Genomic DNA, 12799 nt, shown 5'->3' on the forward strand with positions numbered 1-12799 from the left:
CTGCGGCCCCGCATGGATGCCATGCGCGCCCTTCAGCAGAGTTCGCGGTACGGGGCGTCCGGGACGTAGCGTGACCAGTCGGTTCGGGAAGGGTGGCCGCCGACGCGGGTGCACAGCAGGACGGCGGCGCGGGGGCCGTCGGTGACGTAGGTGAACAGGGCGCCGTCGCCGGTCAGCGCGTACAGGGTGCGGCCGTCGGGGGAGAAGGACAGGGCGAGCACGGGGCCCGCGGTGCCGGGGAACGGGAGGTCGGCGACCTGGCCGGTGGAGGTGTCGCGTACGCGTATGCGCTGGTCCCTGTCGACGGTGGCGAGGGTGCGGCCGTCGGGGGAGGAGGCGGCGGCGTCGACGCCGGCCTCGCTGACCAGCGGCGGCTCGATGAGGCGGCCCGTACGCAGATCGGCGAGGTACAGCGCGTTGACGCCGGTGAGGGCGTACCGGGGGTCGGGCGCGAGGCCGCTCAGCGACCCGCCGACGGCGTCGGTGGTGATCCGCCGGGCCGTCCGCCCGGAGGCGACGTCGAGGAGCACGAGCCCGTCGTCGTCGCGTGCCACCACTTCCCGGCCGCCGGGGAGGAAGGCGAAACTCCCGTAGGTCGCGTTCACGGTGTGGGCCGGCCGCCAGGAGGGGGTGGCGGTCCAGAGCTGGGTGGCCCGTTCCTCCTGGCAGGTGCCGGCCGCGCGGTAGGTCGTGGCGGCGGCGAGCGTCCTGCCGTCGGGGCCGAACGTGAGGTCGCCGACCCGCCACAGGTCACCCGTCCGGCGGGGCGGGCGGCGGGAGAGGCGGGCCAGTTCGCGGCTGGTGGCGACGTCGCTGATCCGTACGGCTCCGTCCGGGGTGACCGCCGCGAGGGTGGCGCCGTCCGGGCTGAGGGTCACCGCGTGCTCGGGGTCGTTCGAGGCGGCGCACGGCGAGGTCGCCTCCGTGCCCTGGAAGACCAGGGTGGGCCCGACCTGGCGGCGGGTGCGCAGGTCCCACACCCGTACGCCGTCCGGCCCGGCCGTTGCGGCCCGTCCCGCCCCGACCGCCAGCGCCGCCTGCACGGCCTCCCCGCCCAGCCGATCGGGCGCGGTCCAGGCGGCGACGTCGGCGAACCGTACGCCGCCCGGCCGTACCGTGTAGGCCAGGCCGCGGCCGTCGCCGGTGAACGCCAGCTCCTCCACCAGGGACGGCAGGCCCGGTACGACGGTCGCCGACCGGCGGGCGCGTACGTCCCAGAGCCGCAACCCCTGGCTGCTCGCGGTCGCCAGCCACCGCCCGCCGGGGTCCGTGGCGAAGCTCTCCACGTGCTCCCCGGCCGCGGCGTGGCCGGCGAGCTCGGCGCCGGTGCCCGTGTCCCAGAAACGGAGCTCGACGGCGTGGCTGATCAGGGTCCTGCCGTCCGGGGTGAAGCGCAGGGCGCGGATCTCGTCGTCGGAGGGCGGGACGGTGAAGACGCGTGCCGTCCGTCCCGACGCGAGGTCCACCAGCTCCACCCGGCGGTCCGCGCCGGCCAGCGCGAGGGTGGACCCGTCGGGGCTCAGGGCCGCCGCCGTGACCGTCTTCCTGGTCAGCGTGCTCACGACGGTGCCGCGGCGCAGGTCGAGGACCGAGACCGGCCTGCCGGAGTCGTACGTGAAGACCGCCGCCCTGCCGCCCCCGGCGGCGAAGACCGCTCCGTTGCCGACCAGGGGCAGTTCGTGCCGCAGGCGGCCGTCGCGCACGCCGAACAGGCGGGCCCTGGACTGGTAGGCGTCGATGGCGAGCAGGAGGGAGGCGTCCGGGCTGAGGAAGCTGTTCGCGCAACATCCGGGCGAGGCGATCGTGCCCAGCGTCCGGCGCGTGGCCGGGTCGCGGACCGTCGCGCCGTCGCTGTCCCAGGTCAGGACGTGCCCTCGGGCCGACACGGCGACGTACCTGCCGTCGATGCCCGTACTGACGTCGGCCTGGCCGAGCGAGGCCAGCAGCCCGAGCCGCGCCTCGGGCACGGGGGACAGGCGCCAGGCGGCGAGGCTGAGCTGTATCGCCGTGGTGGGCGTGTGCAGGCGCAGCGCGGGCACCCGCGCGGCGAGCCCGCGGGCGATCGCCTCGTCCCGCTGCCCGGTGACGGTACGTCGCTGCGTCTCGGCCAGCGCGCCCAGGACCGCCGCCACCGCGAGCAGCGCGGCGAGCAGGGCGAGCAGCAGAGCCCGGCGCCGCCTGCGGCGGCCCGCCAGCGCGGCCGAGGCGGCGAGGAACCGCCGTTCGACCGGGTTGAGCCGCAGGTGCCGCCTGGTCTGGCCGGCCCAGCGGTGGTCGCGTTCGAGCGCGGAGCCCTGGTGCAGGTCGGCGTCCTTGTGCCCGTTCGCCGCCCATGCCCGGGCCGCGTCGCGCAGTCGTTCGAGATCGGCCAGGCCGGGACGTTCGTCGGCCAGCCAGCCGCGCAGCCGGTGCCAGGCGACGGGCAGGGCGGGCGAGGCGATGCGCACGCCGTTCGCGTCGCCGGTCAGCATCCCCGCCCGGCGCAGGGCCTCGACGGCGACGGGTGCCGCCGGGTCGTCGCCGAGTTCGTCCAGGGCGGCGGATCTGAGCTGGTCGCCGGGGCCGACCAGGCGTACCAGGAGGCCGGGGACGGCGGCCTGCGCGGGCTCGGGCAACGCCGCGAACGCCCGCTCGGCGCGCTCGCCGAGCGGTGGCCGTTCGGCGCCGTTCCGGACGGCGAGGACGCCCGCCGCCCGGCTGCCGGCCTCCATGAGGCTCCCGTGGGCGGCCCGGTGTTCCAGCAGCCCGAGCAGGAGGTCGCGGGCCGCCGGACGCTCTTCCGGCCGCTCGGCCAGCCCCGCGTCCACGAGCGCGCGGAGCGGCTCCGGCAGCGGGACGGTGTGCGCCTGCGCCCGGTACGGCGGACGGCCCGACGCGGCGTACACCATGACGGCCGCCCAGCCGTAGACGTCGGCGGCAGGTCCCGCGGGGGCGCCGCGCAGCACCTCGGGGGCCATGTAGAGCGGGGTGCCGACGGCGCCGCCGGGGGTGATCGAGCCGGTGAGCAGCCGGGCGATGCCGAAGTCGATGACGCGGGGCCCGTCGGGGCCCAGCAGCACGTTGTCCGGTTTGAGATCGCGGTGCACCACGTCCGCGCGGTGGACCGCCACCAGGGCCGTGGCCACCCCCACCGCCAGCCGGTGCAGCTCGTCGCCGTGGAAGGGGCCGTGCTCCTGGACGGCCGCGCGCAGGCTCGCCCCCGACACGAACTCGCTGACGATGTACGGCCGCTCGGCCGCCAGGTCGAAGTCGAGGATCCTGGCGGTGCAGAAGGGGGCGATCCTCGACAACGCCCGTACCTCGCCGTCGGGTGGGCGGAGGGAGGCCGCCCCGGCGTGCAGCGCCTTCACCGCCACCCGGTCACCGGCCGGCCCGTACGCCTCGTAGACGACCCCCTGGCCACCCGCGCCGAGACGCCCCGCGAGGGTGTACGCGCCGATGCGCCGGGGGTCACCGTCGAGGAGCGGGCTCCAAGCCACGACCCATTGTGCGCGCGAGACCGTCACGAACGTCAATGCCCGACCGGCCGCCCGCAGGGGACCGCACGCCATGCGCGAAGCGCCGCCGACCGGTGTCAAGTCTGCGGTTACGCACCATGGCTGGTCCGCCTCAGCGACCCCAACGGCATCGTCGTCGAACTGACCGAATGGATCACGCCGAGCGGCGCCTGATCTCCCCTCCGGCGGACGGCCGCAGCAGGCCGCTCACCGTCGAACACTCTCCGTATCCGACGGGAATCCAGGCGGTGCTGTCGTCGTCGAAGTTGTTGCGGATGCTGTCGCCACGGGCAGCATTATTGCGCGCCGAAGGACTGCGCTGCCTGTGGCGGCAGCCGCTGCTCCGCCTGATGGCGCTCGCCCTGACCGTACTCAGCGCCTGCTGGGGCGCCTGGCTGGCCCTCGTCCCCCTGGTCGTGACCCAGCTGATGAAGCTGGAGCCCGCCCAGTACGGCCTGCTGCTCAGCGCGCTCGGCGCAGGCGGCCTGGTCGGCGCGATCACCGTCACCACGATCAACCGCCTGCTCGGACGCCGCTGGTCGATGCTCGCCGACCTGATCGGCACCGCCGCCATGGTCGCCGCGCCCGTGTTCACCACCAACCTGTGGATCGTGGCCGCAGCCGCCTTCCTCGGCGGCATGGGCGGCATCCTGTGGACCGTCAACGCCCGCACCATCAGCCAGCGCCTCGTCCACCCCGGCATGCTGGGGCGCCATGCCCTTGGGGGCGGGCCTGGTCGGGCTGCTCGCCCAGTGGCTCGGCAGGCAGGCCGCCTTCGCCCTTTTCGCCGTCGCAGCCCTGGCCGTCATCGTGCCGTTCCTGAAGGCCGCCACCCCCGCCGCGCTCGCGGCCGCCGACGTAGCCGCACCCGCCGCGTGACTCCGGCCGGGAGCGGCAGCAGGCGGCGCGCAGAACGGCCGGTCCGGCTCGCGCCGGGCGATCACCTGCCGGTCGGGACGGGGCCTCGTGCCAGAGCCTGACGGATCTGGCGGGTGAGGTCGTCGGCCAGGATTTCGGCCTGGCCGGTGGCGAGTCCGTCGAGTGCCTGGGTGGCGACGTCGGCGGGGTCGGCCTTCGGGACACCGTCCAGCCCGGCGGTCATGTCGGTGTCCATGAAGCCGACATGGAGTGCCGAGACGCTGATCCCCCTGGGCTGGAGTTCCTCGCGGGCCGCGTCGGTCAGTGCCCACGCGGCCGCCTTCGCTGCCGCGTACGCCCCGGCTCGCGCCGGGTGCAACCACGAGATCACCGACAGGATGTTCAGGATCGCACCTCCGCCGTTGACCTCGATGACCGGGGCGAACGCTCTGGTGACGGCGAGGGGGCCGTAGAAGTTCGTCTCCAGTTCCCGGCGCACCGCGTCGAGGTCGCCGCCGATGAGAGGCGTGCCGGTGGAGATCCCGGCGTTGTTGATCAGGAGGGTGGCGTCGGCGGCGATCCGCGCGGCAGCCCGGATCGACGCGTGGTCGGTGACGTCGAGGAGCAGCGGGGTGACTCCTGGCAGGTCCAGGTCGTCGGGGCGGCGGACGGCCGCGTAGACCGATGCGCCGCGGTCCAGCAGTTGTGCGGCCAGGTGGCGTCCCAGACCCCGGTTCGCACCGGTGACCACCGCGACCGCGCCGTTCAGAACCATGCCTGTCTCCTTGATGCGGATGGAATAGATTATGACGGTAATCTATCTGTCGCAGCATAGGATAGATGACGACTGACATCCGACAAGGGGGCGCAGATGGGACGCGGATCACAGGCGCAGGCGCGGCAGAACCGCCGGCGGGTCGTCGACACGGCGTCCCGGCTCTTCCGCGAGCAGGGCACCGAGGTAAGCGTCGCCGACCTGATGAAGGCCGCGGGGCTGACCCACGGCGGCTTCTACAAGCAGTTCGCCTCCAAGGAAGCCCTCATCGGCGAGGCGACCGCGCGCGCCTTCGACGAGCACGCCGACGTTCGCGCCACCGCGCTCGAACGGCACGCGGGAGATCGCGAAGCCGCCCAGGCGGCGTACGTGGACGCCTACCTCTCCTCCACGCACCGCGACAACGCCGCCGACGGCTGCCCCGCCGCCGGGCTCGCCGTGGACATCGCCCGCGGTCACGGGGACGCCGAGGCCCGCCGCGTGTTCACCGAGCAGGTCGGCGACACCGCGGCCTGGCTCGCCACCGCCGACCAGGACGGCGTCGTACGGCTGTGCACCATGGTCGGCGCCCTCGTCCTGGCCCGCGCCACCGCGGGCGACCCGCTGTCGGAGGACATCCTCGCCGCCGCACGCACGGCACTGGCCGGCGACCGGACCACTCCCTAGAGGGACACCGCACGTGATTCGTGCGTTTCGCGGATCAACCACAGTGCACAGCCGGAACAACGATGAGTCCGGAAAGCTCATCTTCAGCAGGAGCAGGCAGGGCAGGCGTGGAACTACGTGACATCGAGATCTTCCTGACCCTGGCCGAGGAACTGCACTTCGGCCGCACCGCGGCCCGGCTGCACGTGTCACCCGCCCGCATCAGCCAGGCGATCCAGAAGCAGGAGCGGCAGGTCGGCGCGGTGTTGTTCGAGCGCAACAGCCGCACCGTACGGCTGTCGCCGGTCGGGCAGCAGCTCCGCGACGACCTGCGCCCCCATTGGGACGCCTTCCGCGATCGGCACCCGCGGTGGAAGCTACGCCTGCAGAACAGCCGCTCCAGCGACGCCTTCGCCACCCTGCGGCGCGGGGACATCGACGTCCTGATCGCGTGGTCGCCCATCGACGAACCCGACCTCACCGTCGGACCGGTCCTGTTCGCCGAACCGCGCGTCCTCGCCGTCTCCGCCGGCCACGAGCTCACCCGCCGCACGTCGGTCTCCCTGGAGATCGCCGCGGACTTCCAGCACCCGCGCTCCGACACCCGGCCCGGCTACTGGTACGACGCCGCCATCCCGCGCGAGACCGGCCGCGGCCGCACGATCGAACGCGGACCCCTGGTCCACGACACCGAGGACGCGATCATCGCTCGCCGGCATGGCCGAGATCGTCGTGCTCTTCCCCGCCCACATGACCCGCTACCGGATCCGCCCGGACATCACCTACCTGCCGGTCACCGACATGGCGCCGCTGCCGTACGCCCTGGTCTGGCGCAGCGACACGGAGAACGAACTCGTCCGGGCCCTCGCCGGGATCGCCCGCGACCTCGGCCCTCTCCCACCCCGGAACTGACCTGCCGAGTCCGCCCGTTCTCCTCAGCGGTGCGATCCCATGCCCACCTGCCGCGGGGCGGTCACGCGCCCGCCGTCCGGTCGGACCCGCCCGAGCAGGGCGGTGACGACGCCGTCCGCTCCGGCAGGCGGCCCTCGGCCAGGTCGGCGAAGGGCAGCGGGCAGTCGGGACAGGTGCAGTGGGTCAGGCTGTCGCAACCCGCCGAGACCACCTCGGCCAGCGCGGCGCGGATGGTGGTCAGATCGGCGATCTTCGCCTCCACCTCGGAGATCTTCGCCAGGGCGCGGGCCCGCAGATCCGGGGTGGGATGGCCGCGCCGCCCCGTGTCGAGCAGCTCGGCCACCTCCTCCAGCGTGAACCCGAGCCGCTGCGCCGCCTTGATCACCGTCAGCAGCGTGACCGTCTCCGGCGGATAGGCCCGGTGGCCGCCGAGGCTGCGCGCCGGCTCGGCGATCAAGCCACGCCGCTCGTAGTAGCGCAAGGTCTGCAGGTTGACCCCGGCACGTTGGGCCACCTGCCCGCTGCGCAGGTACGGCCTGTCCAGCCCCTGCGTGTCCTGCCTCATGCCGTCCGCCCCGCTTCGGCGACCGCGCGGGCCTGCAGGGCGTCCAGGACGTCGACGTGCTCGGGCGGCACCCTCACCTCCAGCGACAGGCGGCCGCCGGTGACGGTCAGGGTGAAGGTGAAGAAGGAACAGCAGCCGTTCTCTCTGGCCGTGAGCTCGGCGGCCCGTGCGGCGTGGTCCGGGCTGAGGACGAGGTCCAGGCGCAGCCGGGTACGCTCCGGCCGCGCCACGCCTCGCACCGCGTCGGCGAACAAGGCGTCGAACTCGGCCACGCGCAGCGGCTGCTCCGCCGTGGGCAGGGTGCAGGCGGCGGGCGCCCATCCCTGGTCAAAGGCGATGTCCTGTGTCATATCACGACGGTAAACCGGTACCTGGGTACCGAATGCAAGCCCCTGTGACGGATACAGGGCGGATACACGGCCGCGCGGCCGCTGATACGGGGTCGCGACGGTGTGGGAACCTCCGCCCTCCAGGGTGGACGACGTACGCCTGACGGCGTGCCCCGCGCGCTTGGAGGTGCGCGGGCAGGACCGTCGAAAGATGCGACCATGTTCAGCACCCGTGTATTCCCAGGTAATCGTCCGGCGCGCGTGGCGGTCGTGTGCCTGATCGGCCTGGCGAGCTTCGGAGTCGCCGGCGCGGCCGACGCTCACACCGACGAGGAACCTCTGACGTGGCGTGAATGCGCCAAGACGGCCAAGGACTGGCCCGTCGAAGACGACACCAGGACCGAATGCTCCATGCTGACGGTTCCCCTGGACTACGCGAACCCGCAGGGTCGCAAGACAAAGATCGCCGTGAGCAGGATCAAGGCCGCCGACCCGAGCAAACGCCGTGGTGTGCTGGTCATCAGTCCCGGCGGTCCCGGCATCAGCAACATCGACGCGCCGGCGACGTACGCCACCAGCAAGCTCGGCCCGCTGGCCGTCGACCATGACCTGATCGGGTTCGATCCCAGGGGCGTTGGCTACAGCGAGAAGATCAAGTGCGACGCGGAGGACGAGATGGGCGGTCAGGAGTCGCCGTCCAGCACGTCGCCCAAGGAGGAGGCGAAGGCTGGATTCGCCGGGACCGCCGCGTACAACAAGCGGTGCGCCGCCAAGGATCCCGCCTTCGTCCAGCAGTTGACCACCACGAACATAGCGCGGGACGTGGACTCGATCCGCGCGGCCCTCGGTGAATCGAAGATCAACTTCTACGGGGTGTCCTACGGCACCGCGGTGGGCGTGAACTACCGGTCGCTGTTCGACCACCGGGTGAACGCGATGTGGGTGGACTCGGTGATGCCACCCGTCATCGACCTCGCCGCCATGGACGCCACGATGGACGCCCTCAACGAGAAGCGCTTCGACGCGTTCGTCCCGTGGCTGGCGCGGCACGACGGCGAGTATCACTTCGGGACGACCGACGCCAAGGTCCGCGAGACCATATTCGCGCTGCGTGACGAGCTCCGCCGTGAACCACGTGAGGTGGACGAGAACACGGTGCTCGACGGCGAGTGGGTCAGGACGATGCTCGGCGGAGGGCCGAGCGGCTGGATCTCCTCCGCCAGGGATCTCGCCACCGTCCGCGAAGGCGGCGTCCCGCTGTCGGCGCGTCCCGCCCCAGCGTCCGCGAAGGTGTTCGGTTTCGACGCGACCCCTCTGGGCCTGAACCTGATCCAGTACCAGGCGATCTTCTGCAACGAGGGTGCCGGCGGCCGCGACTTCGAGCAGATGTGGGCCGCCGCGCAGGCCCGGAGAGCCGCCTTCCCGGCGACCGGTGGCTATTTCGAGCGCAGCGCCTGGTGCGGGGAGTGGCCGTGGCCTGCCCGCCCGTGGAAGCCGGTCAGGGGAACCAGCCCACTGCAACTGTCCGGCCACATCGGCGAAGACGTCACGCCGTACGCCTGGGCGGTGGACACGTGGAAAGCCGTCGGCGGGACGTTGCTGACGGTTCAGGACGACACGCACGCCTCGCTGCGCCGGCTGCCCTGCGCCGCGAAGGTGATCGATTTCTTCCGCACCGGCCGTACCACCGCGGGCACCTGCCCCGGTACGCGCTGACCGCGGCCCCTCCCATGAACGGACATGAGATGCGTGTGTTTCGGCGAATCGGCGCGGTACTGGGTGCCGCCGTCCTCGGCCTCAACCTGCTGGCCTTCCCGGCGCGGGCGGCGACCGTGAACCTGGCGGGCACCGTCAACGTGGACGGCTGCTCTGGATCGCTGGTGCGGATGCCGGTCAGCGCGGCCGACGACCGGGCCTTCGTCCTGACCAACGGGCACTGCTACGAGGGCACGTGGCCGGTGCCGGACGAGGTCCTGGTGGACCAGCCGTCCCACCGCGCGGTCGACCTGCTCGACGCCGCCGGCGAGCCGGTGGCCACCCTGCACGTGGCCAGAGCGGTCTATGTGACCTTGACCGGCACCGACATCGCGCTGTACCAGCTGGACATGACCTACCGGCAGTTGGAGCGGGCCTACCGGATCCGGCCGCTCACGGTGTCGGCGGAGCGTCCCACACCGGGCACGGACATCCGGGTGGTCTCCGGAAGCATGAAGAAGATCTTCTCGTGTGAGATCGACACGCTGGTCTACCGGGTGCTGGAGGTGGGCAACGTGACCAAGGACGTCATCCGTTACACGCCGCGGTGCGACACGGACCACGGGACCTCGGGATCCCCGATCCTCGACGCCAGGAGCGGCAGGGTCATCGGCATCAACAACACCAGCAACCACGACGGCGGCCGGTGCACGCTGGACAACCCATGCGAGATGAACCGCGACGGTGCCATCAGCGTGCACAAGGGCATCGCCTACGGAACCCAGACGTACTGGCTCGCCACATGCGTCAGAGCGGGGAACAAGCTCGACCTGGAACGCCCCGGCTGCCTGCTGCCCAGGCCGGACGCGCGGGTCTCCGCACGGTGACGCCGCTGTTCACCCTGTTCGACCCGGCTCTGGCGCCAGGGCCTGGGCGGAGTGCTGCCCGAGGTCAAGGTGTGCGGCTCGGACGGGTGCGGGCGAGAGCTTCGGTGGCAGGACGACGCACGAGAGCGGAAGCGTCCGCGCACTGATGCGGCCTGCTGCTCGCAGTCGTGCCGCGACGTCGCTTCACCACGGGCGGGTCGGTGCATCGCTCCGGACGATGCACCGACATTTCCCCATTTCGGAAATATTCAGGTGTAATACGGCACGTTGATCGCTACTGTGGGGACCAGCTTCGCGAGACCCGGAAAGGCGCGGGTCGAATGGACATCGGTTATCTTTCTCCAACAAAGAACCCTCCGGTGCCCGCCACACACATCCGCGCCTTTCCGCGCCTTTCCGAGCCGCGCGAGCTGGTCAGGTCTGGTGCTGGCACGGGTCGAATCTCGTCGGTCATCGCCTCTTGAGCCGGTGGCTGCGGGTTCGAATCCCGTCACGGACTTCGGTTCGTGTAGCTCAATGGCAGAGCACCGTAACAGCCGGTTGGTCACCCATATCCGTGCCGGTTCCAGACCTGATCGCACGTCAGCCTTGCCGGCGGTACGGGTCGAATCCTGATCGGTTATCGATTCTCATTCGAGTTGTCCGGGTTCGAGCCCCGGCGGTCCGCACTCGCGGCCCGTGGTGTAACTGGCAGCACGCTAAAAGGCCGGTCGGAACCTCCACATCCGTACCGCCGGCAAGGCTGACGCGCACAGGCAGGGGAGCGGGTCGAAGTTCGTCGGTTATCGGGAACAGGTTGTCGCAGGTTCGAGCCCTGCCCGTCCGGTCGGCAATGCCGGGTGGTAGCTCAGCTGGAAGAGCGTCTGTCATAAAGGCCGGTGGACATCACCACATCCGCTCCCCTTCGTCACATCCGCCCTCGGGCGGGTCGAACAGAAGGAGCCAACGATGGCACGTGACCCTCTCGCCGGCGTTTCGGCGATCGCGACCCCGCAGACGCACCCGATCCCCGGCCGTAGCGACCAGGTGAGGAACGCTGCCGGCGGCTACGTGTTCGCCAAGGACGTGTGGCGCAGGCTGGAGGACTTCCTCATCCTCGGCACCACTGGCGGCACCTACTACGTGGGTGAGAGCCGGCTGACCGCCGAGAACGCCGGCGTGCTGTTCCAGGCCATCGCCGAGGACGGCCCGCGCGTCGTCAGGCTGCTCACCGACATCTCGACGGCCCGGCCGCCGCGGGCGCCGAAGCAGCGTCCAGCCCTGTTCGCTCTCGCCGCCTGCTACGCCAAGGGCGACGCCGACACCCGCCAAGCGGCCAAGCCGGCGCTGGCGAAGGTTGCCCGGACCACCGACCACCTGGCCCAGTTCTTCGGCTACTACAAGAACCTCGGCGGCAAGGCGACCGGTCGAGGCACCGCGCCCACGGTGGGCCGGAGCCTGCGCACGGCGCTCGGCTCCTGGTTCCTCGCCGGTGAGGCCGACGCGGTCGCGTTCAAGGCGTGCAAGGCAGCCCAGCGCAAGACGCCGCAGGGCGAGGCGTTCGCGCTGCGGGACGTGCTGCGGATCGCCCACCCGGTCGCCGACTCCGACCGGCGCAGGACGCTGTTCGGCTGGATCGCCGGCAACATCTCCGATGACGAGGCGCGCGACGAGCTGCCCGCCGTCGACCGGTTCCTCACCGCGAAGGCCGTCACCACCGCCGAGGACGCGGTCCGGGTGGTCATCGAGGCGAAGGTGCCGTGGGAGTTCCTGCCGGACTCGGTTCTGAAGGAGCCGTCGGTGTGGGAGGCGCTGATCGAGACGGTCGGCCTGACCGCGCTCATCCGTAACCTGGCCCGCATGACCCGGCTCGGCACCCTTGAGCCGATGGCGGACGCCACGTCGCGGGCGGTGCTGCGGCTCACCGACCAGGAGGCGATCCTGCGCGCCCGCATCCACCCGATGGACGCCTGGCTCGCGATGCGCGTCTACGCCTCCGGGCAGGCGCAGCCCAACCCGCGCGCCGACCGGCACACCTGGCAGCCCGTCCCGGCCGTCCTCGACGCGCTGGAGGAGACGTACGAGCTGTCGTTCGGCGCGGTCGAGCCGTCCGGGAAGCGGCTGCTCGTCGCCGTCGACTCGTCCGGGTCGATGAGCTGGGGCGGCGGTGTCCGGATGGGCGGTTCCCCGATCGGCTCCCCGTACGAGGTGGGCAACGCGATGGCGGTCATGCTGTCGCGTATCGAGAAGGGCAACCTCCACGTCATCGACGTCGACACGTCCGTGCACGCCTCGAAGGTGACCCCGCGCACGAACCTGCGCGAGATCGCCTCGTGGCAGCCGTCGGGCGGCGGCACGGACCTGTCACTGCCGTTCACGTGGGCGCGTGACCAGCGCATGGAGGTGGACGGCATCATCGTCTTCACCGACAACGAGACCTGGGCGGGACGCTCCCACCCGACGCAGGCCCTCGACGCCTACCGTCGCACCGTCAACGCCGACGCTCGCGTGGTCATCGCCGCGATGACGGCAGCGGGACATTCGATCGGCGATCCTGGCGACGAAGGCGTCCTGAACGTGGTCGGCCTGGACGCGTCGCTCCCGCTCATCGTCAACGGATTCATTCGCACCTGAAAAGGCGTGACGCGTTACTCCCA

General features: G+C 71.8%; 10 protein-coding genes and 1 pseudogene. 7 read left to right on the plus strand and 4 right to left on the minus strand.

Translation table 11 applies throughout. The annotated features are described in order from the left end of the window. Positions 1-32 precede the first annotated feature (32 nt). Positions 33-3479 (minus strand): serine/threonine-protein kinase, encoded by a 3447-nt coding sequence (locus tag ABZ444_RS18355; protein WP_357997807.1) that lies wholly within the window; start codon positions 3477-3479, stop codon positions 33-35. A gap of 167 nt (positions 3480-3646) precedes the next feature. Between ABZ444_RS18355 and ABZ444_RS18360 the strand changes: the two genes are divergently transcribed. Next, a complete protein-coding gene (locus tag ABZ444_RS18360; protein ID WP_357997811.1) occupies positions 3647-4477 on the plus strand; it encodes an MFS transporter in 831 nt (276 codons plus the stop codon). Here ABZ444_RS18360 and ABZ444_RS18365 read toward each other — a convergent pair. Further along, positions 4438-5130, minus strand: a complete 693-nt coding sequence (locus ABZ444_RS18365) for an SDR family oxidoreductase (RefSeq protein WP_357997814.1) — start codon at positions 5128-5130, stop codon at positions 4438-4440. The two genes, ABZ444_RS18360 and ABZ444_RS18365, sit on opposite strands and share 40 nt — an antisense overlap. Positions 5131-5226: 96 nt before the next feature. On the opposite strand from ABZ444_RS18365, the gene ABZ444_RS18370 reads away from it, so the two are divergent. The 3 genes and pseudogenes from ABZ444_RS18370 (at position 5227) to ABZ444_RS18380 (ending at position 6687) form a co-directional block, all read left to right on the plus strand. Then, positions 5227-5796, plus strand: a complete 570-nt coding sequence (locus tag ABZ444_RS18370; RefSeq protein WP_357997817.1) for a TetR family transcriptional regulator — start codon at positions 5227-5229, stop codon at positions 5794-5796. 62 nt (positions 5797-5858) lie between these two features. Then, positions 5859-6392 (plus strand): annotated as a pseudogene (locus tag ABZ444_RS18375) (LysR family transcriptional regulator); the annotation flags it as partial. A gap of 100 nt (positions 6393-6492) precedes the next feature. Next, positions 6493-6687, plus strand: a complete 195-nt coding sequence (locus ABZ444_RS18380) for a hypothetical protein (RefSeq protein WP_357998121.1) — start codon at positions 6493-6495, stop codon at positions 6685-6687. A gap of 61 nt (positions 6688-6748) precedes the next feature. Here ABZ444_RS18380 and ABZ444_RS18385 read toward each other — a convergent pair whose 3' ends face one another. Next, positions 6749-7252 (minus strand): MerR family transcriptional regulator, encoded by a 504-nt coding sequence (locus ABZ444_RS18385; RefSeq protein WP_357997820.1) that lies wholly within the window; start codon positions 7250-7252, stop codon positions 6749-6751. Next, positions 7249-7602, minus strand: coding sequence for a hypothetical protein (locus tag ABZ444_RS18390; RefSeq protein WP_357997823.1), 354 nt, complete (start codon positions 7600-7602; stop codon positions 7249-7251). Before ABZ444_RS18390 ends, ABZ444_RS18385 begins: the two co-directional genes overlap by 4 nt. 198 nt (positions 7603-7800) lie before the next feature. Between ABZ444_RS18390 and ABZ444_RS18395 the strand changes: the two genes are divergently transcribed. From ABZ444_RS18395 to ABZ444_RS18405, 3 genes are all read left to right on the plus strand, one after another. Next, positions 7801-9297, plus strand: coding sequence for an alpha/beta fold hydrolase (locus ABZ444_RS18395; RefSeq protein ID WP_357997826.1), 1497 nt, complete (start codon positions 7801-7803; stop codon positions 9295-9297). A gap of 29 nt (positions 9298-9326) precedes the next feature. After that, entirely contained in the window at positions 9327-10163 is an 837-nt protein-coding gene (locus ABZ444_RS18400; RefSeq protein WP_357997829.1) for a serine protease, read from the plus strand. A 948-nt stretch (positions 10164-11111) separates the two neighbouring features. Then, positions 11112-12776: a TROVE domain-containing protein gene (locus ABZ444_RS18405; protein ID WP_357997832.1), complete on the plus strand. Its 1665-nt coding sequence runs from the start codon at positions 11112-11114 to the stop codon at positions 12774-12776. Positions 12777-12799: the final 23 nt, after the last annotated feature.

The organism is Nonomuraea sp. NPDC005730 (assembly GCF_040630865.1).
GTDB lineage: Bacteria > Actinomycetota > Actinomycetes > Streptosporangiales > Streptosporangiaceae > Nonomuraea.